Here is a 24980-nt window from a genome sequence, read left to right as displayed (position 1 = left end):
ATGACGGCCGGACCTTCCGCCGAATCGCTCGCCGCGCCCGTTCTCGTCGTCCGCACGCGGGACCGGGTGCACCGGCTGCGTCCCGGGGGCTCCTACCGCATCGGCCGCGACCCCGCGTCCGACATCGCGCTGTCGGACCCGCGCGTCTCGTGGTGGCACGCCGTGCTGCGGACGGGCCCCGACGGCTGGCTCATCGAGGACGTCGGCAGCAGCAACGGCACGTTCTGCCAGGGCGGACGCATCGAGCGGATGGAGATCGGCGGGCACCGCACGTTCCTGCTCGGCCACTCCACCGAGGGCGAGAGCCTGGCCTGCTTCCCGGAGAGCCCGCCGCCGAGCCGCCGGCAGGTGTACCCGCCGGCCGCCGGGCACGGAACGCCGCGGCCGGTTCCGGCCCCGCCCGGCCGCCCGGCCGGGAACCCGCGCCCGCCGTCGGGCACGGCGCCGCCCGTCCCGCAGCGGCCGCCGCTGCCCCGCACGGTGCCGCCGCCGCGGCCGGAACCGGCCGCGGCGTTCCGGCCGAGCGTCGACCGGAACCCGAGCCAGATCATCCGGGTCGCGCCGAAGACGCTGCGGATCGGCCGCGCCGCCGACAACGACATCGTCGTGCCGGACCTCGTGGTGTCGCGGCACCACGCGGAGCTGCGCAGCCTCGGCCCGGGACGGCACCGGATCGTCGACCTCGGCAGCCACAACGGCACCTACGTCAACGGCAACCGGGTCGAGTCGGCGGAGTTCACCGAGAACGACCTGCTCGGCATCGGGCACGCGACGTTCCAGCTGGTCGGCGAGGAGCTGCGGGAGTACGTCGACACCGGCGACGTGTCGCTGTCGGTGGAGGACCTCATCGTCCGGACGCCCGAGGGCAAGGTGATCCTGGACGGGGTCGGCTTCCCGATCCCCGAGCGGTCGCTGGTCGGGGTGATCGGGCCGTCCGGCGCGGGCAAGTCGACGCTGCTCGGCGCGGTCACGGGGACCCGGCCCGCGACGGAGGGCACGGTCCGCTACGACGGCCGCGACCTGTACTCCGACTACGACGAGCTGCGGCACCGCATCGGGCTCGTCCCGCAGGAGGACATCCTGCACACCCAGCTCGACACGCGGAAGGCGCTGCTGTTCGCCGCCGAGCTGCGGTTCCCCGGCGACACCCGCAAGCAGGAGCGCGAGCAGCGGGTGGACGAGGTGCTGGGCGAGCTGGGCCTGACCGCGCACGCCTCGACCCGCATCGACCGGCTCTCGGGCGGGCAGCGCAAGCGGGTCAGCGTCGCGCTGGAGCTGCTGACCAAGCCGTCGCTGCTGTTCCTGGACGAGCCGACGTCCGGCCTCGACCCGGGCCTGGACAAGACGGTCATGGAGATGCTGGCGGAGCTGGCGCACGACGGCCGGACGGTCATCGTCGTCACGCACAGCGTCGCGAACCTGGACGCCTGCGACCGGCTGCTCGTGCTCGTCCCGGGCGGGCGCCTCGCCTACTACGGGCCGCCCGCGGAGGGGCTGGAGCACTTCGGGAAGAAGTCGTGGGCGGAGGTGTTCCAGGCGTTCGACCGGGAGCCGGACCGGGACTGGGCCACCGAGTTCCGCGGCTCGCCGCGCCATGCCCGGTACGTGCAGAGCGGCCGGCAGGGCGGCGCCGTGCAGGCCGACACCGCGGTGCCCGCGCCGCCGCCCCGGCAGCAGTCCCGGTTCGCGCAGCTCAGCACGTTGTGCCGGCGCTACCTCGCGGTGATCGCGTCCGACCGCAGCTACCTGGTGCTGCTCGGGGTGATGCCGCTGATCCTCGGCGGGCTGAGCGCCGCGATCCCGGCGCCGAAGGGGCTGACGGGGCCCTCGCCGAACGCCGACGCCGCGTCCAAGCTGATGGTGCTGGCGTTCGCGGCGTGCTTCGCCGGCACCGGCAACGCCGTCCGCGAGCTGGTCAAGGAGCGGACGATCTACAGCCGGGAGCGCGCGGCGGGCCTGTCGGCGGGCGTGTACCTGATGTCGAAGCTGCTGGTCCTCGGGGTGATCACGGCGCTGCAGGCGGTGGTGCTGGCGCTGATCGGGACGATCGGGGTGAAGCTGCCGTCCTCCGGGACGTTCACGGCGGTGCTGCCGGAGCTGATGCTGGCGATGGCGCTGCTCGGCGTGGTGTCGATGACGCTGGGGCTGCTGGTGTCGGCGTCGGTGAACAGCTCGGAGAAGACGCTGCCGCTGCTGATCGTGCTGTCGATGGGGCAGCTCGTGCTGTCCGGCGGGCTGGTGCGGCTCGCGGGCAAGCCGGGCCTGGAGCAGCTGGCGTGGCTGTCGCCGTCCCGCTGGGGGTTCGGCGCGGCCGCCGCGACCATCGACCTCGACTCGATCATGCCGCACGCGGGCGGCGCCGACCCGGCGTGGAAGCACGCGGTGAGCGCCTGGGGGATGGACCTCGGCGTCGCGGCGGGTCTCGGCGTCCTGTTCTCCCTGCTGGCCTGGTACCGGCTGTACCGGCTGCGTCCCCGGCGCCGCCGCTGATCACGTGACGGCCGCCACGGGTTGGGCCTGGTGGGGCCGGGCATGCGGGCGGTATGAGCGTGAGGGGGATCGATCATGTCGGGGTGACCGTCCCGGACCTGGAGGCGGCCACCGCGTTCTTCGGCGCCGTGCTGGGGGCGCGGCCGCTGTACGACACGCTGCGCCGGGAGGACGGGCCGGTCACCGGGCCGGAGACCGAGCGGCGCCTGGGCGTGCCCGCGGGCACCGAGGAGGTCGCGATGCGGATGCTGCGGCTGCCGAACGGCCCGGGCCTCGAGCTGTTCGAGTTCCGCGGCACCGAGCGCCGGCCGCCCGCGCTGCCGAGCGACTTCGGCTGGCAGCACGTCGGCTTCTACGTGGACGACCTGGACGGGGCGGCGCGGAGCGTGGCGGACGCGGGCGGGGTGCTGCTCGGCGAACCGCAGCGGCTGCCCGGCCCCGAGACCGGCGACCGCAACCGGTACCAGTACGCGCGGACGCCGTGGGGCAGCACCTTCGAACTGCTCACCTACCCCGATCCGCAGCCGTACGAGAAGGACACCGCCGACCGCCGCTGGACCCCCTGACTGCCTGCGCCGATCCGGGGTAGGGCCCCGGGCATGGACAGCGAAGTCACTCCGGTACACGCCGAGATCGCGCTGGTCGTGAACGGGACCGAGCACCGGCTCCGCGTCGACACGCGCGCGTCGCTGCTGGACACCCTGCGCGAGGACCTCGGGCTGACCGGCTCGAAGAAGGGCTGCGACCACGGGCAGTGCGGGGCGTGCACCGTCCTGCTGGACGGCCGCCGGGCGAACGCGTGCCTGGCCCTCGCCGTCGCGCACGACGGCGCGGAGGTCGTCACCGTGGAGGGGCTCGCGCGGGACGGCCGGCTCAGCGCGCTCCAGGAGGCGTTCATCGAGCACGACGGGTTCCAGTGCGGCTACTGCACGCCGGGGCAGCTCTGCTCCGCGACGGCCGTCCTCGACGAGGCGGACAAGGGCTGGCCCAGCGCGGTGACCGAGGACCTCAGCGCCGACCCCGTCCTCGACGACGACGAGATACGCGAGCGCATGAGCGGCAACCTGTGCCGGTGCGGCGCGTACACGGGCATCGTCAAGGCGGTCCGGGAGGCGGCGCGCAAGACCGAGACGGAAGAGGCCAGGGCATGAGGCCCTTCGTGTACGAGCGCGCCGCGAGCGCCGACGACGCCCTGCAGATGCACAACGACGGGGCCTTCTACCTCGGCGGCGGCACCAACCTCGTCGACCTGATGAGGCTCGGCGTGGAGAACCCGGCGCGCCTGGTGGACGTGTCCCACCTGCCCTACGACGAGATCGAGCTGCGGCCCGACGGGAGCCTGCTCATCGGCGCCGCCGTCAGCAACAGCGCACTCGCGGCGGACCGGACGGTGCGCGAGAGCCACCCCATGCTGGCGCAGGCCGTCCTGGCGGGGGCGTCCGGGCAGATCCGCAACCTCGCGACCGTCGGCGGCAACCTGCTGCAGCGCACGCGCTGCTCCTACTTCCAGGACACCGACAAGCCGTGCAACAAGCGCGACCCGGGCAGCGGCTGCCCGGCCCGGGAGGGCGAGCACCACAACCTCGCGATCCTCGGCCACTCCGAGGCGTGCGTCGCGACCCACCCGTCCGACATGGCGGTGGCGCTCGCCGCGCTCGACGCGACCGTCCACGTCCTCGGCCGCGACGGCGAGCGGACGATCCCGCTCCGGGAGCTGCACCGGCTGCCCGGCAACGAGCCGCAGCGCGACACGGTCCTGGAGAACGGCGACCTCATCACGGCCGTGGAGGTGCCGCCGCTGGACATCCCGTCCCGGTACCGCAAGGTCCGCGAGCGCGCGTCGTTCGCGTTCGCGCTGGTGTCGATCGCGGCCGCGCTCGACGTCGAGGGCGGCACGGTCCGCGACGTGCGGATCGCGCTGGGCGGCGTCGCGCACAAGCCGTGGCGGGCGCGCCGCGCCGAGGAGGCGCTGCGCGGCGCGCCGGCGGTCGGCGAGGAGTTCCAGCGCGCCGCCGAGGCGGAGCTCGACCTCGCCGAGCCGCTGCGCGACAACGCCTACAAGGTGCCGCTCGCGCGCAACCTGATCGTCCGGACGCTGACCGAGCTGGGGGAGCAGTCATGACCGACCGGCTGGAGAGCCGCGAGAAGGTCACCGGGGCGGCCCGCTACGCCTACGAGTACCCGCTGGAGAACCCGGCCTACGCCGCGGCCGTGCAGTCGACCATCGCCAAGGGCGAGATCACGGCGGTGGACGCGGACGCCGCGCTGCGCATCCCGGGCGTGCTGGCCGTCCTGTCCTGCGAGAACGCGCCGCACCTGCACGAGGTGCCGGACAGGGAGCTGGCGCTGTTCCAGTCCCGGACGGTCGCGTACCGCGGCCAGTTCGTCGCCGCCGTCATCGCCGAGACGCTCGACATCGCGCGGGAGGCGGCGCGGCACGTCCGCGTCGACTACGTGTCCGAGCCGTTCGAGGCGCGGCTCAGCGCCGACGACCCGCGCCTGTACAAGCCCGACAAGGTGAACCCGGTGTTCCCCGCCGACACCGAGCAGGGCGACCCGGAAGGGGCCTTCGACGGCTCGGCCGTGCGGGTGGATGCCACGTACACGACGCCGGCCGAGCACAACAACCCGATGGAGCCGCACACGACCGCGGCCGAGTGGCACCCCGACGGCACCCTCACGCTCTACGACTCCACCCAGGGCTCCTCGCCGGCGCAGCAGACGATCGCCCAGGTGTTCGGCCTCGACCCCACGCACGTGCGCGTCATCGCCCCGCACGTCGGCGGCGGGTTCGGCTCCAAGGGCTCGCCGCGCCCCAACTCGGTCCTCGCGGCGATGGCGGCGGGCGCGGTGGGCCGCCCGGTGAAGTTCGCGGTGCCGCGCCAGCAGATGTTCGCCACCACCGGCTACCGGACCCCGACGATCCAGCGGTTCCGGCTCGGCGCCGACGCCGACGGCACGCTGAACTCGATCATCCACGAGGTGTTCGAGCAGTCCTCCACCGTCACCGAGTTCGCCGAGCAGACCGCGACGCCGACCCGCGTCATGTACCGGGCGGCCGACCGCCGCACCTCGCACCGGCTGGCCCGCCTCGACGTCCCGACGCCGTCGTGGATGCGGGCGCCCGGCGAGACGCCCGGCATGTTCGCGCTGGAGTCGGCGATGGACGAGCTGGCGTGCGCCGCCGGGATCGACCCGGTCGAGCTGCGGGTCCGCAACGACACCGACCGGGAGCCGGAGAGCGGGCTCCCGTTCAGCTCCCGCAACCTCGTCCTGTGCCTGCGCGAGGGCGCCGACCGGTTCGGCTGGGAGCACCGCGACCCCGCGCCCGGCGCCCGGTGGGAAGGGCGCAAGCTCGTCGGGACGGGCGTCGCCGCGGCCACCTACCCCGCCTACATGCGGCCCAACAAGGCCACCGCGCGCGCCGACGCGGACGGCACGTTCACCGTCCGGATCGCCGCCGCCGACATCGGCACCGGCGCCCGCACCGCCCTCACGCTGATCGCCGCCGAGGCGCTCAAGGCCGACGCCGACCGGGTGACCGTCGAGATCGGCGACAGCGCGCTGCCGCAGGCGACCGTCGCGGGCGGCTCCGCCGGCACCGCGAGCTGGGGCACCGCCGTCGTCCGCGCGTGCGAGTCGCTGCGCGGCAAGATGAACGGCTCCGTCCCGCCCGGGGGGCTGGAGGCGTCCGCCGACACCACCGACGAGATCCAGGCGCGCGACGAGTACGCCCGGCACGCGTTCGGCGCGCAGTTCGCCGAGGTCGAGGTGGACGCCGACACCGGCGAGGTCCGGGTCCGGCGGATGCTCGGCGTGTTCGCCGCCGGGCGGATCATCAACCCGAAGACCGCGCGGTCGCAGTTCATCGGCGGCATGACGATGGGGATCGGCATGGCGCTGATGGAGGAGAGCGTCATGGACCCGCGGTACGGCGACTACGTCAACCGCGACCTCGCCCAGTACCACGTCCCGGCCTGCGCGGACGTCCGCGACATCGACGCGGCGTGGGTGGAGGAGTCCGACCCGCACCTGAACCCGATGGGGACCAAGGGGATCGGCGAGATCGGCATCGTGGGCGCCGCCGCGGCCGTCGCGAACGCCGTGCACCACGCGACCGGCGTCCGCGTCCGCGACCTGCCGATCACCCCGTCCCGGCTGCTCCCGCTGCTCTGAGCGGCCTTCGGGCGGCGGCCCAGCGCGTATGGGGGCCGCCCCCGGAGGAACGCCGACTGATTGAAAAATTCACTATCAGATGTGAGGCGGGACACACCACGGGGTATTGATCGTCCAACTCGGGGGCCGCTCCTAACCGCGAGGTGATCTCGTGTACCGACAGGTCCTCGATCCCGTGGCCGACTCGCTCGGCTGGAGCTCGCTGGTCGCCGCGCTGCCGCTGGCGGTGCTGTTCGTCCTGCTCGGCGCCCTGCGAATGCGCGCCTGGCTGGCGTCCCTGATCGCGCTGGCGGTCTCCCTGGCCGTCGCGATCTGGACGTACGGGATGCCGGCCGGGCAGGCGTTCCTCGCCGGCGGCGAAGGCGCCGCGTTCGGCTTCTTCCCCATCCTGTGGATCGTCATCAACGCGCTGTGGGTCTACAACATCACGGTCGCGACCGGCCACTTCGACGTGCTGCGCCGGACGTTCGCGCGGGTCAGCGACGACCAGCGGCTGCAGGCGATCCTGATCGCGTTCTCCTTCGGCGCGCTGCTGGAAGCGCTTGCCGGGTTCGGCACCCCGGTCGCGGTCACCTCGGTGATGCTGATCGCGCTCGGCTTCGAGCCGCTGAAGGCCGCCGTCCTCGCGCTCACCGCGAACACCGCGCCCGTCGCGTTCGGCGCGATGGCCACGCCGATCCTCACGCTCGGGAAGGTCACCGGCCAGTCCAGCGACACGCTCGGCGCCATGGTCGGCCGGCAGACCCCGATCCTCGCCGTGTTCGTCCCGCTGATCCTGGTGCTGATCGCCGACGGACGGCGCGGCGTCCGCGAGACGTGGCCGACCGCGCTGCTCTGCGGCGCCGCGTTCGGCGTCGCGCAGTACGCCACCGCCAACTTCCTCTCGGTGCCGCTCGCCGACGTCGTCGCGTCGCTGGTGTCGGCCGCCGCGGTCGTCCTCGCCGTCCGGCTGCGCCGCCCGCACGCCCCGGCCCGCCCGGTGATCGCCGGCGGTGCCGCCGACGAGCCCACCCCGGAGTTCGCCGCCCGCGCCGGCCGCGGCGGAACCGCCGGCGCGGCCCCCGGCGACGCGCGGGCCGACGTCGTCCGCGCCTACGCCCCCTACGCGATCATCATCGCGGTGTTCGTCGTCTGCCAGATCGACCAGGTGAAGGAGTGGCTGAACGGCGCGACGCAGACGGTCGGCTGGCCCGGCCTGCACATCACGAGCGCGTCCGGCAAGCCGTCGACGCTGCCGACCTTCACCCTCAACTACTTCACCACGCCCGGCACCCAGATGCTCGCCGCGGGCCTCATCACCATGATCGCGCTGCGCGTCGGCGCGGCCCGGGCGCTGCGCGCCTACGGCACCACGCTCGTCCAGCTCCGCTGGGCGATCGTCACCGTGATGGCGGTGCTGGCCCTCGCGTTCGTGATGAACGCCTCCGGCCAGACCGTCACCCTCGGCACCTGGATGGCGGGCGCCGGCGGCGCCTTCGCCGTGCTGTCCCCGGTCCTCGGCTGGCTCGGCACCGCCGTGACCGGCTCGGACACCTCGTCCAACTCCCTGTTCGGCGCCCTGCAGATCACCGCCGCGAACAAGGCCGACCTGTCGCCCGTCCTGATGGCCGCCACCAACAGCTCCGGCGGCGTCCTCGGCAAGATGGTGTCCCCGCAGAACCTCGCGATCGCCGCGGCCGCCGTCGGCCTGGACGGCCGCGAGGGCGACATCTTCCGCCGCGTCGTGCTGTGGAGCCTGCTGTTCCTGGCCGGGATGTGCGTGCTGTCGGGGCTCCAGTCCACCGGGGTGCTGTCGTGGATGGTGCCGTGACGGCCCTACTGGCGGTAGCCCTCGACCTCGCTCGCCGGGCGCACGTGCGCGTCCTCGGGGTTCTGCCCCGCCTCGATCCGGGCGCGCCGCTGGCGCAGCAGGTCCCAGCACTGGTCGAGGGCCACCTCCAGCTCCCGCAGCCTCCGTCTCGCGTCCTCACCGGTGGTCTCGGAGCGTTCATGCGCCTGCCGGAGGGCGTGCTCCTCGTCGATGAAGTCGTTGATGCGGTCGAGGATCGCCTTCTCGTCCATGAAAAGCCTCCCGATGGCGGTTTTCCCGCGTGGTGGGGTCCACAAGGTGTCAACAGGTGAGATCGTGGCATATACGGGCGTCCCCACGGTAGGCGGCGCCCCGGTCCCGAAGGGCGAGGAGCGGATGACGGTCTGGCGGATCACCGGCGGCGAGGGCGGTCCCGGCGGGGCGCGCCCGGAGCGCACCGCTCCCCGTTACGACGTCGTGGAGCTCGACACCCCGCTGCTGCGCATCGAGGGCGCCGCGGACGCCCCGTGGCTGCGGATGGCGGGCGAGGTCGACGTCTCCAACGCGAGCGACCTCAAGCGCGCCCTGCGCGCCGCCCGCTCCCGGGTCGACGGGGACCTGCACCTCGACCTCGCCCGCGTCGACTTCATCGACGTCGCGGGCCTGCGCGCCCTCACCCTCGCGGCCCGCGACCTCGCCGAACGCGAGGGCCTGCTGATCCTGCACTCGGTCACCGCGCACATCGACAAGCTCGTCCGCCTGATCGGCTGGGACGCGGTGCCCGGCCTGGAGCTGCACTGCCGCCTGCGCCCCTGACCGGGCTCGTCCCGGCTCAGGAGTCCGCGAGGCGGGCTATGGCCGCGCGGCGCTCCGGCGGGACGAGGGGCGGCTTGCCGGTCGTCCACGTGACGTCGAGGGCGACGGCGCGGAATCGCCAGCCCTCGGGCGTGCGGACGGCCTCCGCGTCGTAGTGCCCGCCGGACACGAACGTCTCGCCGAGGCGGTCGGCGCGGGCCTCCTGCGTGGACGCGAGGTGCACATGGGTGTGGACGGCGCTCCAGCGCACCGCGGCCCGGTCGCCGTCCAGCGCGATCTCCGGGATGCCGGCGAGGTGCTGGGTCCGGCCGAAGTTGTCCATGGCCAGGTCCATCCCCTCGGAGGCATGGCCCTTGTACGCGCCGACGGGGTAGCGGAACTCGACGTCGTCGGTGAAGAACGCCCGCGCCCACGCCGCGTCGAAGGGGTGCGCCTCCGGGTCCCGCTGGCGGTCGTCGATCGAGCCGAAGAACCGGGCGACCAGCTCGGTGAGCTCCGCGCGGTCGGCCAGCGCCGACACCCGGTCCGCCAGTTCCTTGTCGTTCATCGTCTTCTCCTTCGTCCGGGAACACGATCGACGTTAGGAGCGGGCCGACCGGGCGGGCATCCGTCACCCGACCGGTCGGGCGGGGGTCACGCGGGTCCCGCCGGCCCCGTCGCCGCGCCCCGGTTGGGAGCCGGTGCCGGGCGGGCGCCGGGGCGCCGCGCGCGTGCGGGGGAGCGGCGCGCCGCCGCGGCGGACGCGAGCGGGACGGCCGGGACCGCGGGCGCCTCCGCCGCACCGGGCCCGGTCGGCAGCGACCGTACCCAGGCGGGCGTCCGCGTCTCCTTGACCGAGACGCGGACGCGCCGGTAGGCGGCGGCCTCGCAGGTGCGGTTCTGCGCGATGACCTCCCGGTAGAACCACTCCGAGGCGATCAGGGCCAGGGCCCCGGCGGAGCCGCGCAGGGCCTCCTTGAGGGCCCCGGCCTCCAGCAGCCGGAACGGCAGGTTGACCGCGCTGCCCGCCACGCCATGGCGGTCGTAGTGCACCTCCCCGGCGTGCACCGCGGCCCGCAGCCGGAAGCGGGCGCCGGGCGCGGCGGCGCCGTTGTGCCGTTCGAGGCACGCCGCGAGCCGCGCCGGGAACGGCCCGGCGAGGTGCTCCTTCGGCACCGCGGGGTCGACGAGGACCAGGGCCCCGTCGCCCCGGTCCTCGCAGGTGAAGTGCTCCTCGGGCACCCGCGACTCGGCCAGGGCCGTCTCCAGGGCGCGGAACATGGCGTCGCGGACGGTGAGCTGGTCCCAGTTCGCCCGGCCGCCGAACTTCTCGACGTCCACGCAGACGATGGACCGGTGCAGCGCGAACGGCACCTCGCGAGTACCGTGCATGTGCTCATGCTGATGCACAGTCTTATGCACGTGCATGAGGAGCATGGTAGGGCACGCGGTGCCGTCCGGCCCAGGGTTACCGGCGGGTCAGGACGCCAGCAGGGCGGTGAGGAGGCGGGCCCGGATCCCGTCGTCGCCCTCCCGCGCCGGATGCCACGGGCAGGCGATGTCGAGGGCGGCGAGGCGGCCGGTGGCCTTGACCCGACTCACGGCCGCCACGACGGCGTCGAACGACGGGCCGTTCCCGACCGGGAACCGCAGCCCCGGCAGCTCCGCCTTGTCGATCACGTCCACGTCGATGTGCAGGACGAGCGGGCCGTCCGGCAGGTCGACGTCGTCCACCGGGCAGCGGCGGACCCGGGACGAGGCGAGGAACTCGGCCTCCGCCGGGTCGAGGTCGCGGGCGTCCACGAGCACGGCCCGGTCCTCCGGCAGCGGCCGCAGCCCCAGCGGCGACGACAGCAGCTCGGGGTGGTCGCCGAGGATCTGCCGCAGCGGCATCCCGCCGATGTACCCGGAGGTGGTGGTCTCCGGCGTCTGGACGTCGCCGTGCGCGTCGAACCACACGATCGAGGCGTCCACGCCGGCGCGCTGCACCCCCGCGAGGACGGCCTCGGAGACCAGGCAGTCGCCCGACACCACCGACGGGACCCCGCCGTCCGCGACCTGCGCGGCGACCTTGGCGGCGACACGCTCGTACAGCGCGCCGATCCGCGCCCAGATGTCGCCGCCGGGAAGCTCCCTCGCGACCGTGACCACCTCGGCATCGGGGAGCGGGTACGACGTGCCGGGGAGGCGTTCGTCCTGGTGGTAGGGAACCAAGGTAATCGTCATGCGCACACAGTAGAGCGGCCCCGCCCGGAGAACCGGGCGGGGCCGTGGCCGGGGGCCGGCGCGTCAGCGCTTCTTGCCGCCGGCGGTCGCCTTCAGGTAGTCGCGGTTCAGGTTCCCGATCACGTCGAGCTTGATGCCCTTCGGGCAGACCGCGACGCACTCGCCGGTGTTGGTGCAGCCGCCGAAGCCCTCGTCGTCGTGGGTGTCCAGCATCGACACGACGCGGTCCCAGCGCTCCGGCTGGCCCTGCGGCATGAGGCCGAGGTGGGTGACCTTCGCGCCGAGGAACAGCGACGCCGAGCCGTTCGGGCAGGCCGCGACGCAGGCGCCGCAGCCGATGCACTCGGCGGCCTCGAACGCGCGGTCCGCGTCCGGCTTCGGCACGGGCGTGGAGTGCGCCTCCGGGGCGGTGCCGGTCGGCGCGGTGATGTAGCCGCCCGCCTGGATGATCCGGTCGAACGCGGACCGGTCCACCACCAGGTCCTTGACCACCGGGAACGCCTTGGCGCGCCACGGCTCGACGTCGATGACCTCGCCGTCCTTGAACTTGCGCATGTGCAGCTGGCAGGTGGTGGTGCGCTCCTCGGGGCCGTGCGGGGTCCCGTTGATGACCAGCGAGCACATGCCGCAGATGCCCTCGCGGCAGTCGTGGTCGAACGCCACCGGCTCCTCGCCGTCGGCGATGAGCTTCTCGTTGAGGACGTCCAGCATCTCCAGGAACGAGGCGTCCGGGGAGATGTCGTCGAGCTTGTACTCGACCATCTTCCCCTTGTCCTGGGGGCCGCTCTGGCGCCAGACGCGCAGTGTGAGCTTCATGATTACTTGTACGACCTCTGCGTCGGGTGGACGTATTCGAAGTTCAGTTCCTCCTTGTGGAGGACGGGCTGCTCGCCCTCGCCGGCCCATTCCCAGGCGGCGACGTAGCCGAAGTTGTCGTCGTCGCGCTTGGCCTCGCCGTCCTCGTCCTGGCTCTCGGCGCGGAAGTGGCCGCCGCAGGACTCGGTGCGGTGCAGGGCGTCGATCACCATCAGCTCGGCGAGCTCGAAGAAGTCGGCGACGCGGCCGGCCTTCTCCAGCTGCTGGTTGAGCTCCTCGCCCTTGCCGGTGACCTTGACGCGCTTCCAGAACTCGTCCCGCAGCGCCGGGATGAGCTCCAGGGCCTTGCGCAGGCCCTCCTCGGTGCGCTCCATGCCGCAGTACTCCCACATGATGTGGCCGAGCTCGCGGTGGAAGGAGTCGACGGAGCGGTCCCCGTCGATCGACAGGAACTTCTCGATGCGCGACGTCACCCGCTCCTCGGCCGCGGCGATGCTCTTCTCGTCGACCGGCGGGAGGGCGTTGCGGGCGATGTAGTCGTTGATGGTGTTCGGCAGCACGAAGTAGCCGTCGGCGAGGCCCTGCATCAGCGCGGACGCGCCGAGCCGGTTCGCGCCGTGGTCGGAGAAGTTCGCCTCGCCGATCACGAACAGGCCGGGGATCGTCGACTCCAGGTCGTAGTCGACCCACAGCCCGCCCATCGTGTAGTGCACGGCCGGGTAGATGCGCATCGGCGTGTCGTACGGGTTCTCGCCGGTGATGCGCTCGTACATCTCGAAGAGGTTGCCGTACTTGGCCTCGACCTTGTCGCGGCCGAGCCGCTCGATCGCGTCGGCGAAGTCGAGGTAGACGCCGAGGCCGCCGGGGCCGACGCCGCGTCCCTCGTCGCAGACGTTCTTGGCGGCGCGGGAGGCGATGTCGCGGGGGACCAGGTTGCCGAAGGACGGGTAGATGCGCTCCAGGTAGTAGTCGCGCTCGTCCTCGGGGATGGCGGACGGCTTGCGGGTGTCGCCGGCCTTCTTCGGCACCCAGACGCGGCCGTCGTTGCGCAGCGACTCCGACATCAGGGTCAGCTTGGACTGGTGGTCGCCGCTGACCGGGATGCAGGTCGGGTGGATCTGGGTGTAGCACGGGTTCGCGAACAGCGCGCCGTGCCGGTGCGCGCGCCAGGACGCGGTGACGTTCGAGCCCATCGCGTTGGTGGACAGGAAGTACACGTTCCCGTAGCCGCCGGACGCCAGCACCACCGCGTCGGCGGTGTAGTGCTTGATCTCGCCGTTGATCAGGTTGCGGACGACGACGCCGCGCGCCCGGCCGTCCCCCATGATCAGGTCGAGCATCTCGTGCCGCGGGTACAGCTCCACGTTCCCGGCGTCGACCTGCCGCATCAGCGCCTGGTAGGCGCCGAGCAGCAGCTGCTGGCCCGTCTGGCCGCGGGCGTAGAACGTGCGGGACACCTGCGTGCCGCCGAACGAGCGGTTGTCGAGCAGGCCGCCGTACTCGCGGGCGAACGGGACGCCCTGCGCGACGCACTGGTCGATGATCTGCGTGGAGATCTCGGCGAGGCGGTGCACGTTGGACTCGCGGGAGCGGAAGTCGCCGCCCTTGACCGTGTCGTAGAACAGCCGGTGCACGCTGTCGCCGTCGTTGCGGTAGTTCTTCGCGGCGTTGATGCCGCCCTGGGCGGCGATCGAGTGGGCGCGGCGCGGGCTGTCCTGGAAGCAGAACTGGATGACGTGGTAGCCGGCCTCGCCGAGGGTGGCTCCGGCCGAGCCGCCCGCCAGGCCCGTGCCGATGATGATGATCTTCTTCTTGCGGCGGTTGGCCGGGTTGACCAGCTTCGCCTCGAACTTGCGGGTCGTCCAGCGGTCCTCGATCGGGCCCTTGGGCGCCTTGGCGTCGGCGATCGGCTCGCCGGACTTGTAGAAGCTGTCGCTCATGTCAGCTCACCCATCCGAAGGTGACGGAGATCGGGACGGCGATGAAGCCGAGGGTCACGACCCCGGCGACGCCGCCGGCGAGGAGCCGCAGCGTGCCGTTGCTGCGGGGGCTGCGCAGACCCAGGGTCTGGAACGCGCTCCAGATGCCGTGGTTGAGGTGCAGGCCGACCAGCAGGACCGCGAGGACGTACCAGACGGTGATGTACCAGCGGGAGCCGTCGAAGTCGGCGATGACCCGGTCGTAGGGGGTGGCGTCGGACCCCAGCGGGTTCACCGCGAAGAAGGTGAGGTCCAGCAGGTGCCAGATGACGAACAGCGCGATGATGACGCCGCCGTACCGCATCGTGTGGGTGGCGTAGCCCTGCGCGTGCGACTTCTTCTTCGCCTGGTACTTGACGGGCCGGGCGCTCCCGGCGCGGCGGGCCAGCGACACCGCCGACCAGATGTGCAGCACGACCGACACCGTGAGCACGATCTCCAGGATCGTCAGCAGCGTCCGGTGCGGGACGGCGGGCTCGCCCATCGTGCGCAGCCAGTGCGCGTAGTGGTCGAAGTCGCTCTCACCGAGGAAGATCTTCAGGTTCCCGATCATGTGCGCGATCAGGAACAGCACCAGGATTGCGCCGGTCACGGCCATGACGGCCTTCTTGCCGACGGTCGATCGGTAGATCGCAGGTATCGCTATAGCCACGTCGCGAACGGTATGTCCAATTTGGACAAGAGCGCCAAGTCATCAGCGCACTCAATCCGATAGCCGCAGGCTATGAACCGAGCCGGGACGGGCCTCCCCGTGCCGCGGGCCCTCCATGATCGTGAGTGACGTCACAGAGAGTTCGGGAACCGGGCCGCGCAGTGACGCAGACGACATTGACCCCGGCGCCGCCGGTGTGCGGTCAGGACGCCGCCGTGGCGCGGATCACGACGCGGTGGCCTGCCGGGACAGCAGCAGCACCGCCAGGTCGTCGGTCAGGGCGTCCCCGTTGAGGCGCTCCACCTCGGTCACCAGCTCGTCGATCAGCGACCGCCCGGTGGCGCCCCTGCCGCGTGCCCCGCGCGCCAGCTCGACGAGGCCGTCGGTGCCGAGCCGGGTGGAGCCCGCGCCGACCCGTCCCTCGATCAGGCCGTCGGTGTAGAGCATCAGCCCCCACGACTCGCCGAGGTCGATCTCCGTCGTCGGCCACTCCGCGCCCGGCACCAGGCCGAGCGCCGGGCCGTGCGCGTACTCCGGCAGCGCCGCGACCTCGAAGCCGCCGTCCGGCTCGTCGCGGAACAGCAGCGGCGCGGGATGCCCGGCCAGGTGCATCCGCGCGGTCCGCCGGGACGGCGCGATCGTGATCATGCAGAGGGTGGTGAAGATCTCCTCGCTGCGCCGCTCGTGCCCGAGGACGGTGTCGAGGGTGCCGAGCAGCTGCTCGCCGGTGTGCCCGGCCAGCACCAGCGTCCGCCACGCCATCCGCAGCTGGACGCCGAGCGCCGCCTCGTCCGGGCCGTGCCCGCACACGTCGCCGATCATCAGGTGGACGGCGCCGCCCTCGGTCTGCACCGTGTCGTAGAAGTCGCCGCCGAGCAGCGCCCGCCGCCGGCCCGGACGGTAGCGGGTGTGGTGCCGCAGGGCGGGGTCGTCGATCAGCGGGACGGGCAGCAGCCCGCGCTCCAGCCGCGCGTTCTCGCGGCCCAGGATGCGCGCCTCCACCAGCCGCCGCTCGGTCTCCTCCGACCGCTTGCGCTCTATGGCATAGCGCACCGCGCGGGCCAGCAGCGGGCCGTCGACCTCCTGCTTGACCAGGTAGTCCTCGGCGCCGGCGGCGACCGCGCGGACGCCGAGGCCCGCGTCGTCCAGACCGGTCAGCACCACCACCGCGGCCGTCCCGGACATGTCGAGCACCTGCCGCAGCCCGTCCAGCCGGTCGATCCCCGGCGCCGACAGGTCCACGACGATGCACTGCGTGCGGCGGGTCAGCCGGCGCCGCGCGGTCGGCAGGTCCGCAGCGACGGTGATCAGCGCGTCCAGGCCGCTGTCGGCGAGCATCTTCTCGACCATCAGCACGTCGGCGGGGTCGTCGTCGATGAGGAGCAGGTCGACCCTGTCCTCGGCCCCTGGCGTGAAGGGATGCGTCTGGTGACTGATAGTGCTCACTAAGCTTCCGGAAAAGTCGGGGCTGGCGACGGCACTGGCAACGGCCGGACCGTTCCGGTTATTCCTGCGGTGGCAGGACGCAAGGACCGGACCGCACCGGGGGAGCGGCATCTGCCTAGCCGCCGCGGTCCCGGCTCGGGGAGCCGAGGAACCTCGCTCCCATGCCCTCCGACCTTAGCGTGTCCCCGCGTTCCCGCGCACCCCTGTGATCGTCCGCGAGGCGGGTCCCGGACGGCCCGGAACCCCTCCCCGGCGCGCTGACCCCGGGTCCCGCCGGACCCCGGCGCGGGCAGAAAATCGTTCGAACTTCCGGGGGGTCGCCGCATATCTTCGTCCGGTGAAACCGTTGCCGGAGAAAGATCCAGGCAGCCCCGACCACCGATCTCCCGCCCGCTACCTGCTCTGGCTGCTGCGCGCCGAATGGCGCGGCGTACTGGCCGGGGGCCTGCTCGGGGTCGGCTGGATGCTCAGCCAGGCGCTGATGCCCGCCGCGATCGGCCGCGCCATCGGCGAGGGCGTCGCCGGCCGCGACGACCGCGCGCTGCTGGTCTGGACGGCGGTGCTGCTCGCCCTCGGCGGCGCGCAGGCCGCGACCGGGATCCTCAGGCACCGGCGCGCGGTCTTCCTCTGGCTGTCGTCGGCGTACCGGACCGTCCAGATCGTCACCCGGCACGCGACCCGGCTGGGCGCGACGCTGCCGAGGCGGCTCGGCGCGGGCGAGGTCGTGAGCATCGGCCTGTCCGACGTCGCGCACCTCGGCGACGTCGTCGACATCGTGTGCCGCGGCTCCGGCGCCGTCGTCGCGATCGTCGTGGTGGCGGCCGTGCTGCTCGCGACCGCGCCGCAGCTCGGCCTGGTCGTGCTGGTCGGCGTCCCGCTCGTGCTGCTGCTCGCGGCGCCGCTGCTGCGCCCGTTCCGCGAGCGCGAGGAGGCGCACCGCGAGCTGGTCGGCGAGCTGAACGGCCGCGCCACCGACCTCGTGGAGGGCCTGCGGATCCTGCGCGGCATCGGCGGCGAGCGGCTGTTCTCCGGCCGGTACCGCGCCCTGTCCGGCCGGGTCCGCGACGCCGGCGTCGCCGCGGCCCGCGCCGAGTCCCGGATCTCCGGGGCCGAGGTGCTCCTGCCCGGCCTGCTGATCGCCGCCGTGACCTGGGCCGGCGCGCACTACGTGGCGCGCGGCGAGATCGGCGTCGGCGACCTGGTGGCCTGCTACGGATACGCGGTCTTCCTGATCGTCCCGCTGCGGACGATCGGCGAGGCCGCCGGCAAGATCACCAAGGGGCTGGTGGCGGCGCGGCGCGTCGTCCGGCTGCTCGACCTTGAGCCCGCGCCGGACGGCGGCACCGTCCGCCCGGCCGGGCCCGCCGAGCTCGTCGACATCGCGTCCGGCCTGGTGGTGCGGCCCGGGCGGGTCACCGCGATCGCCGCCGCGCAGCCCCGCGACGCGCAGGCGATCGCCGACCGGCTCGGCCGGTACGCGCCCGGCGACGTCGACTTCGCCGGCGTCCCGCTGCGCGAGGTCGCCGGGATCCGCCGCCGCGTGCTCGTCGCGGTCAACGAGGACCGGCTGTTCGCCGGCACGCTCGCCGAGGCCCTCGCGCCGCCCGGCACGCCCGCCGCCGCGCTCGACGGGGCGCTGCGCGCGGCGTCCGCCGAGGACATCGCCGCCGCGTCCGGCCTGGACCGGCACGTCGCCGAGGCGGGCCGGGAGTTCTCCGGCGGGCAGCGGCAGCGGCTCCGGCTGGCCCGGGCGCTCGCCGCCGACCCCGAGGTGCTGGTCCTCGTGGAGCCGACCAGCGCCGTCGACGCGCACACCGAGGCGCGCATCGCCGAACGGCTCGGCGAGGCGCGCGCGGGCCGCACCACCGTCGTGTGCACGACCAGCCCGCTGATGCTGGACCGCGCGGCGCACGTCGCGTTCGTCGAGGACGGGCGGGTCGTCGCCGAGGGCACCCACCGCGACCTGCTGCGGACCGAGCCGCGCTACGCCGCGGCCGTCACCCGCGGCGAGGCCGCCCCGCGCCACTGACCGGACGCCCCCCCACCGACACCCACCGACCACCCGACCACCGGACCGCTGTACGGAAGGGCCCGAGAACCGTGAGCACCGAGATCCTGCCGGTCGCGGAGCCCGCGCAGGTGCGGGCATACGCGCGCCGCGTCGCGCTGCGGCACCCGCGCGCCCTCGCCGGGACGCTGGCGCTGCACGGCCTCGCCGCCGTCGCGGGCCTCGTCGCGCCCCGGCTGCTCGGCGAGCTGGTCGAGGGCGTCCGCGACGGGACCGCCCACATCGACACCACCGCGCTCGCCATCGCCGGCTTCGTGATCGTCCAGGGCGTGCTGACCCGGTACGCCTACTTCACCTCCGCCCGCCTCGGCCAGCGCGTCCTCGCCGAGCTGCGCGAGGAGTTCGTCGACCGGCTGCTCGGCCTGCCGCTGTCGGCCGTCGAGCGGGCCGGCACCGGCGACCTCGTCACCCGCGCGTCCCGCGACGTCGACACGCTCGGCACCTCGCTGCGCGAGGCCGTCCCGGAGACCCTCGTCGCGATCGTCGTCGGCGCGTTCACCTTCGGCGCGCTGCTGGTCAACGGCCCGCTGGTCGCGCTGCCGTGCCTGGTCTCCGTCCCCATCCTGTGGGGCGTCATGCGCTGGTACCTGCCGCGCTGCCGGGACGGCTACCTGCGCGAGAACGCCTCGTGGGCGCTGATCGCCGACGGCCTCGCCGAGACCGTGCACGGCGCCCGGACCGTCGAGGCGTTCGGCCTCGCCGAGCGCCGGCACGCCCGCGGCGACGCCGACATCGCCCGCTCCTACGCCGCCGAGCGGTACACGCTGCGGCTGCGGACCGTGCTGTTCCCGGTCGCCGAGTTCGGGTTCGTGCTGCCGGTCGCGACGACCCTGCTGTTCGGCGGCCTGTTCTACGCGCACGGGATGGCCTCGCTCGCGCAGGTGACCGCCGCGACCCTGTACGTCCAGCAGCTGATCGAACCGGTCGACATGCTGCTGTCCCGGCTGGACGAGCTCCAGCTCGGCGGCGCGTCCCTGGCCCGGCTGCTCGGCGTCGGGAGCGTCCCGCCGGACCGCGAGGCGGGCACCCGCCGCCCGGACGGCGAGCGGCTCACCGCGCGGGACGTCCGCTACTCCTACCGGGCGGGCCGCGACGTCCTGCACGGCGTGGACCTCGACCTGCGGCCGGGGGAGCGGCTGGCGATGGTCGGGCCGAGCGGCGCGGGCAAGTCGACGCTGGGCCGCCTGCTCGCCGGGATCGACGGGCCCCGCTCCGGCGCGGTCACGGTCGGCTCGGACGCGCCCGTCCCCCTCGTCGAGCTGCCCCTCGACGAGCTGCGCGGCCACGTCGCGCTCGTCACGCAGGAGCACCACGTGTTCCGGGGCACGCTCCGCGAGAACCTGGCGATGGCCCGCCCGGACGCCTCCGACGCGCGGATGCGCGAGGTCCTCGCGACCGTCGACTGGGACGGCCCCGGCCTGGACGCCGAGGTCGGCGAGGGCGGCGCGACGCTGTCGCCCGCGCAGGCGCAGCAGCTCGCGCTGGCCCGGCTCGTCCTCGCGGACCCGCACACGCTGGTGCTGGACGAGGCGACGTCGCTGCTCGACCCGCGGGCCGCGCGGCGGCTGGAGAGCACGCTCGCCGCCGTCCTGGACGGCCGGACCGTCGTGGCGATCGCGCACCGGCTGCACACCGCGCACGACGCCGACCGCGTCGCCGTCGTCGAGGACGGCCGGATCACCGAGCTCGGCACCCACGACGAGCTGCTCGCCGAGGACGGCTCCTACGCCGCCCTCTGGGACTCCTGGCACGGCCCGGAGTCCCGCACCCGCACGCCGTGAGCTCGCGGCGGGCCGCCGTCATGGCCTGCCCAAGACGGCGGCCCGCCGCGGCTCAACCAGCCAGGGCGGACTTGAGGTACTCGACCTGGACCAGGAGGAGGTTCTCCGCCACGACCTCCTGCGGGGTCATGTGGGTGACGCCCGACAGCGGCAGGACGGTGTGCGGGCGGCCGGCGGCCAGCAGCGCCGACGACAGCCGCAGCGTGTGCGCGGCGACCACGTTGTCGTCGGCGAGCCCATGGATGATCATCAGCGGGCGCCGCAGCTCGCCGGCCATCTCGATCAGCGAGTGCGCGGCGTACGCCTCCGGCTCCTCGTCCGGGTGGCCGAGGTACCGCTCGGTGTAGTGGGTGTCGTACAGCCGCCAGTCGGTGACCGGCGCGCCCGCGATGCCCGCGTGGAACACGTCCGGGCGGCGCAGCACCGCCAGCGCCGCGAGCCAGCCGCCGAACGACCAGCCGCGGATGCCGACCCGGTCCAGGTCGAACGCCGCCGGATGCAGCCGCGCCGCCTCGATCAGCGCCGTGATCTGGTCCTCCAGCACCGGCTCGACGAAGTCGCCGCGGACCGCGCGGTCCCAGACCGGGCCGCGGCCCGGCGTGCCGCGGCCGTCCGCGATCACCACGGCGAAGCCCTGGTCGGCGAGCCACTGCGCCTCGCAGTACGCCCGCTGGACGGCCAGCACCCGCTGCGCGTGCGGGCCGCCGTAGGGGTCCATCAGGACGGGCAGCCGCCCGTCGCCGGGCTTCCAGCCGGTCGGCAGCACCACGGCGGTGCGGATCTCGCGGTCCCCGGCGCGCAGCAGCTCGACCCGCGGCGTGATCACCGGGGTCTCGGCGAGCGACGCGACCGGGTGGATCCCGGACGGCCCGCGCACCTCCACCTCGGTCCCCGGACGGTCCAGCCGCGCCCCCGTGACCACCGTCACACCGCCGGCCCGCGCCCCGCCGAACACGCCCTGCCCCTCCGTCAGCCGGAGGACCTCCCCTGCGTCGTAGGAGTACAGGTGGACCTCGGTGGGCTCCTCCGACGCGGTGAACAGGATCGACTCGCCCTCGACGCCGAGGATCGAGCGGACCTGCAGCCCGCCCGGCGTGACCGGCTTCCCGCCGATCGTGATGCGGCGCGTGTCGGTCTCGCGGTCCTCGGTGACCCAGACCAGCTCGCCCGTCCCCGTGTGCGCGGGCAGGCCCGGCACGATGTCGGTCCACACCGGGTCGTGCTCGTTGTGCACCAGCGACGTCTCCCCGTTCGACGGGTCGACCCGCAGCACCCGCTGGGACCGCTGGTCCCGCGGCTGCACGACGATCAGCAGGCCGTGCCGGTCCCAGGACGCGGTGACGACGTAGGGGAACATGCCGCGGTCCCAGGCGACGCCGAGCCGGCCGCCGTCCACCTTCACCAGCGCCAGCGACACCAGCGCGTTCGGCGTGCCCGCCGCCGGGTAGGCGATCTCGGCGGGCGTCCGGTCCGGGTTCGCGGGGTCGGCGATGTGCCAGCGCTGCACCGGCGTCTCGTCCACCCGCGCGACGAGCAGCGTCCCGCCGTCCGGCGACCACCAGTGGCCGCGCATCCGGCCCATCTCCTCGGCCGCGACGAACTCGGCGAGCCCGTAGGAGATCTGGTCCGACTCCGGCTGCACGACCGCCCGGTCGTCCGAGCCGTCCATCTCGATCACCCGCAGCGTCCGCCCGGACACGTAGGCGACGCGGCGGCCCGCCGGGTCGGGGCGCGGGTCGAACACCGGCGCCTGCGCGGGCAGCTCGCGGACCAGCCCGCCCTCGATGTCGGCGACGTAGAGCCGTCCGCCGAGCGTGAACACGGCCTGCCGCATGTCCCGGTCGGTGGCGTACCCGACGATGCCGCCGGCCTGCTCCCGCGCGCGCTCCCGGCGGGCCCGCTCCTCGGCGGGCAGGTTCTCCTCGCCCGGGACGTCCAGCGCGGCCGGGTCGGCGACGAGGCGCTCCTCGCCGGTGCCGGTGTCCAGCGTCCACAGGCAGGTCACCGGATCGTCGCCCGCCCTGGTGCGCAGGAACGTCACGCGCGTCCCGTCCTGCGCGATCTGGAAGGCGCGCGGGACGCCGAGGCTGAAACGGCGGGTGCGGGCGCTCTGCCGCGGATAGCTGATGCTCATGGCATCCGAGTCTGCCAGCCCGCGAGCCTCCCCGAACGGCGGCGCGGCGCCGTTGCCTGCCCCTATGATTCCGGGCGGTCATCGCGGCCGGGGAACGGCCCTTGGGCATGGCCCCGCTCGCGTAAGCTCAAGACCTCCCCAAGCTTTTGTCTCGCGGGCGTTGAAGGAGTGGTCCATGCCGGAGCTGCAGCCGGGCGATCCCCGGCGGCTGGGCTCGTACGAGATCGTCGAACGGCTCGGCGAGGGCGGCCAGGGGGTCGTCTACGCGGGCGTCGACGCCTCGGGTAACAGGGCCGCCATCAAGCTGCTGCGCACCGATCTCGCCGCCGACGCCGGCGCGCGCAACCGGTTCGTCCGCGAGGCGCAGGCCGCCAAGCAGGTCGCCCGCTTCTGCACCGCGCAGGTGCTGGAGGCGGACGTCGCGGGCGACCAGCCCTACATCGCCAGCGAGTACGTGCCGGGCCCGTCGCTGTACAAGCAGGTCACCGAGACCGGGCCGATCACCGGCGCGGCGCTGGACCGGCTGGCGATCGGCACCGCCACCGCGCTGGTCGCGATCCACCAGGCCGGGATCGTGCACCGCGACTTCAAGCCGCACAACGTGATCATGGCGCCGGACGGCCCGCGGGTGATCGACTTCGGCATCGCGCGGGCGCTGGACACCGGCCAGACCAACGCGACCAAGGCGATCGGCACCCCGTCCTACATGGCCCCCGAGCAGGTGGCGGGCGCCACCCTCACCGAGGCCGTGGACGTGTGGGCGTGGGCGACCACGATGGTGTTCGCCGCGACCGGGCACCCGCCGTTCGGCGACGACACCGTGGTCGCGGTGATCAACCGGGTGATGAACGAGCCGCCGTACCTGGAGGGCGTGCCCGCCGACCTGCACCGGCTGGTCGCGGCGTGCCTGGTGAAGGAGCCGGAGCGGCGGCCCACCGCGCAGCAGCTGATGATGGCGCTGATCGGCAGCGGGCCGGGCGGCGCCGGCCAGACCCGGATGGACGACCCCGGGCAGGCGACCACGATGCTCGCGGAGGGCTCCACGCTCGCCGCCGGCGCGGGCGCCGCCGCGGCCTTCGGCGCGCACCAGGGCGGGCCCCACGGCGGGCAGACGCAGCGGGTCTCGCCGGCGAACTACACCGGCACGCTGCCGCCCGTCCAGCAGCCCCCGTACCGCGGCGGCGGCCGGCACACCGGCTACGACGACTTCGAGCCGGAGCGCCGGTCCAAGTGGCCGATCTTCGCGGGGATCGCGGCGATCGCGGTGCTGGCGCTCGTCGTCGGCCTGTTCATGGCGAACCGCGGCGGCGACGACACCCCGGGCACGGGGACGTCCCCGACGGTCTCGGACTCCTCGTCGGTCTCCGACAGCCCGACCGAGGACCAGCCCACGCAGGACCAGCCGACGTACACCCGCCCGACCCGGCCCCGGCACACGGCGCCCACGCGCCTCCCGACGAGCGAGGCGCCGACCAGCGAGGCGCCGACCAGCGAGGCGCCGACCAGCGAGGCCCCCACGTCGCACTCGCCGACCACCAACCCGACGCACACCTCGGGCGGCGGCGGTGGCGGCGGTGACGGCTCCGGCGGTGGCGGCGGCGGTGGCGGCGGAGCGGGGACCGGCGGCTGACGGCCGCCCGCCGCGGCGCCGTGCCCGCGCGGGCAGGGCGGTCATCGCCGTGCCCGCGCCCCCTGAGTAGGCTCGTGACCATGAAGGAGCCGCGGATCCTGTTCGTCCATGCCCATCCGGACGACGAGTCCATCGGGACCGGGGCGACCATGGCCAAGTACGCCGCCGAGGGCGCCCACGTCTGTCTCGTCACCTGCACGCTGGGCGAGGAGGGCGAGGTCATCCCCGATGAGCTGCGCCACCTGGCGTCCGACAAGGAGGACCGCCTCGGCGAGTACCGGATCGGCGAGATGGCGGCGGCCGCCGCGGCGCTCGGCGTGCGCGACCACCGCTACCTCGGCGGTCCCGGCCGGTGGCGCGACTCGGGCATGATGGGCACCGCCACCAACGACGACCCGCGCAGCTTCTGGCAGGCCGACGTCGAGGAGGCCGGCGCGGAGCTCGCGAAGATCATCCGGGAGGTCCGGCCGCACGTCATCGTCACCTACGACGAGCGCGGCAACTACGGCCACCCCGACCACATCCAGGCGCACCGCGTCGCCTGGCGGGCGTTCGAGATGGCCGCCGACCCGTCGTTCACCGGCGGCGGCGAGCCGTGGCGGGCCGCGAAGTTCTACGCCTACGCCACCCCCCGCACCGTGCTGGCGCGGGCGATCGCGGTGATGCGCGAGGCGAAGCTGCCGTTCGCGCGGGTCGCCGGGCTGGACGAGCTGGGCTCCGGCGTCCCGGACGGGCAGGTCACCACGGTCGTGGACGCCCGCGCGCACCTGCCCGCCAAGCTGGCGGCGCTGCGCGCGCACCGCACCCAGATCACGGTGGCGCCGGAGGAGGCCGGGCCGTTCTTCGCGCTGTCGAACAACCTCGGGCAGCAGGCGTTCGGCACCGAGTACTTCATCCTGCAGGCGGGCGAGCTCGGCCCGGTCGGCCCGGGCCGCCGCGAGACCGACCTCTTCGCCGGTCTGGACGACGCGGAAGGCTGACCGGCTGGATACGCTGAG

Annotated in this window: 19 protein-coding genes and 1 pseudogene; 11 read left to right on the top strand and 9 right to left on the bottom strand. The window is 73.9% G+C overall.

Annotated features, from left to right (window positions below):
- The 6 genes from amrb99_RS26950 (at nt 1) to amrb99_RS26925 (ending at nt 8476) form a co-directional block, all read left to right on the top strand.
- A complete protein-coding gene (locus tag amrb99_RS26950) occupies nt 1–2490 on the top strand; it encodes an FHA domain-containing protein (RefSeq protein WP_190861058.1) in 2490 nt (829 codons plus the stop codon).
- Nucleotides 2491–2543: 53 nt separating this feature from the next.
- Nucleotides 2544–3056 carry a VOC family protein gene (locus tag amrb99_RS26945; protein ID WP_190861056.1) on the top strand — a complete coding sequence of 171 codons (513 nt, stop codon included), beginning with the start codon at nt 2544–2546 and terminating at the stop codon, nt 3054–3056.
- A 33-nt stretch (nt 3057–3089) separates the two neighbouring features.
- Nucleotides 3090–3641, top strand: a complete 552-nt coding sequence (locus amrb99_RS26940) for a 2Fe-2S iron-sulfur cluster-binding protein (RefSeq protein WP_190861054.1) — start codon at nt 3090–3092, stop codon at nt 3639–3641.
- Nucleotides 3638–4612, top strand: coding sequence for a xanthine dehydrogenase family protein subunit M (locus amrb99_RS26935; RefSeq protein ID WP_190861052.1), 975 nt, complete (start codon nt 3638–3640; stop codon nt 4610–4612). The genes amrb99_RS26940 and amrb99_RS26935 overlap by 4 nt, the downstream gene beginning before the upstream one ends.
- Nucleotides 4609–6666, top strand: coding sequence for a xanthine dehydrogenase family protein molybdopterin-binding subunit (locus amrb99_RS26930; protein ID WP_190861050.1), 2058 nt, complete (start codon nt 4609–4611; stop codon nt 6664–6666). Before amrb99_RS26935 ends, amrb99_RS26930 begins: the two co-directional genes overlap by 4 nt.
- A 151-nt stretch (nt 6667–6817) precedes the next feature.
- Nucleotides 6818–8476: a lactate permease LctP family transporter gene (locus amrb99_RS26925; RefSeq protein WP_190861048.1), complete on the top strand. Its 1659-nt coding sequence runs from the start codon at nt 6818–6820 to the stop codon at nt 8474–8476.
- 5 nt (nt 8477–8481) lie between these two features.
- Here the strand turns inward: amrb99_RS26925 and amrb99_RS26920 are convergent, their stop codons facing one another.
- On the bottom strand, nt 8482–8727 hold the full coding sequence (locus amrb99_RS26920) for a DUF2630 family protein (protein WP_190861046.1): 246 nt from the start codon (nt 8725–8727) through the stop codon (nt 8482–8484).
- Nucleotides 8728–8791: 64 nt separating this feature from the next.
- On the opposite strand from amrb99_RS26920, the gene amrb99_RS53320 reads away from it, so the two are divergent.
- The gene (locus tag amrb99_RS53320; RefSeq protein WP_190861044.1) at nt 8792–9271 is read left to right on the top strand and encodes an STAS domain-containing protein; all 480 of its coding nucleotides are present in this window, start codon (nt 8792–8794) and stop codon (nt 9269–9271) included.
- 16 nt (nt 9272–9287) lie between these two features.
- Here amrb99_RS53320 and amrb99_RS26910 read toward each other — a convergent pair whose 3' ends face one another.
- The 7 genes and pseudogenes from amrb99_RS26910 to amrb99_RS26880 all read right to left on the bottom strand — a co-directional run bounded on the left by amrb99_RS26910 (nt 9288) and on the right by amrb99_RS26880 (nt 16369).
- A complete protein-coding gene (locus tag amrb99_RS26910) occupies nt 9288–9818 on the bottom strand; it encodes a nuclear transport factor 2 family protein (protein WP_190861043.1) in 531 nt (176 codons plus the stop codon).
- Nucleotides 9819–9904: 86 nt separating this feature from the next.
- Nucleotides 9905–10642, bottom strand: coding sequence for a hypothetical protein (locus amrb99_RS26905; protein WP_190861041.1), 738 nt, complete (start codon nt 10640–10642; stop codon nt 9905–9907).
- 87 nt (nt 10643–10729) lie between these two features.
- Nucleotides 10730–11494 (bottom strand): annotated as a pseudogene (locus tag amrb99_RS26900) (arginase family protein); the annotation flags it as partial.
- Nucleotides 11495–11539: 45 nt separating this feature from the next.
- Nucleotides 11540–12292, bottom strand: coding sequence for a succinate dehydrogenase/fumarate reductase iron-sulfur subunit (locus tag amrb99_RS26895; RefSeq protein ID WP_190861036.1), 753 nt, complete (start codon nt 12290–12292; stop codon nt 11540–11542).
- Between the two features lie 2 nt (nt 12293–12294).
- Nucleotides 12295–14232 (bottom strand): fumarate reductase/succinate dehydrogenase flavoprotein subunit, encoded by a 1938-nt coding sequence (locus tag amrb99_RS26890; protein ID WP_190861034.1) that lies wholly within the window; start codon nt 14230–14232, stop codon nt 12295–12297.
- A 1-nt stretch (nt 14233) separates the two neighbouring features.
- A complete protein-coding gene (locus amrb99_RS26885) occupies nt 14234–14923 on the bottom strand; it encodes a succinate dehydrogenase cytochrome b subunit (protein WP_190861032.1) in 690 nt (229 codons plus the stop codon).
- A gap of 225 nt (nt 14924–15148) precedes the next feature.
- On the bottom strand, nt 15149–16369 hold the full coding sequence (locus amrb99_RS26880; protein WP_347256879.1) for a SpoIIE family protein phosphatase: 1221 nt from the start codon (nt 16367–16369) through the stop codon (nt 15149–15151).
- Between the two features lie 337 nt (nt 16370–16706).
- On the opposite strand from amrb99_RS26880, the gene amrb99_RS26875 reads away from it, so the two are divergent.
- A complete protein-coding gene (locus tag amrb99_RS26875) occupies nt 16707–18398 on the top strand; it encodes an ABC transporter transmembrane domain-containing protein (RefSeq protein WP_190861029.1) in 1692 nt (563 codons plus the stop codon).
- A 71-nt stretch (nt 18399–18469) separates the two neighbouring features.
- Complete coding sequence (locus amrb99_RS26870; protein WP_190861027.1) at nt 18470–20218, top strand: ABC transporter transmembrane domain-containing protein; 1749 nt, start codon at nt 18470–18472, stop codon at nt 20216–20218.
- 52 nt (nt 20219–20270) lie between these two features.
- Here amrb99_RS26870 and amrb99_RS26865 read toward each other — a convergent pair whose 3' ends face one another.
- A complete protein-coding gene (locus tag amrb99_RS26865) occupies nt 20271–22352 on the bottom strand; it encodes a prolyl oligopeptidase family serine peptidase (protein ID WP_190861025.1) in 2082 nt (693 codons plus the stop codon).
- A gap of 175 nt (nt 22353–22527) precedes the next feature.
- Between amrb99_RS26865 and amrb99_RS26860 the strand changes: the two genes are divergently transcribed.
- Nucleotides 22528–23982, top strand: a complete 1455-nt coding sequence (locus amrb99_RS26860; RefSeq protein ID WP_190861022.1) for a serine/threonine-protein kinase — start codon at nt 22528–22530, stop codon at nt 23980–23982.
- Nucleotides 23983–24062: 80 nt separating this feature from the next.
- Nucleotides 24063–24962, top strand: coding sequence for an N-acetyl-1-D-myo-inositol-2-amino-2-deoxy-alpha-D-glucopyranoside deacetylase (mshB, locus tag amrb99_RS26855; RefSeq protein WP_190861020.1), 900 nt, complete (start codon nt 24063–24065; stop codon nt 24960–24962).
- Nucleotides 24963–24980 lie beyond the last annotated feature (18 nt).

The organism is Actinomadura sp. RB99 (genome assembly GCF_014706005.1).
Lineage (GTDB): Bacteria > Actinomycetota > Actinomycetes > Streptosporangiales > Streptosporangiaceae > Spirillospora.
This window is presented reverse-complemented; position numbering and strand designations above follow the sequence as displayed.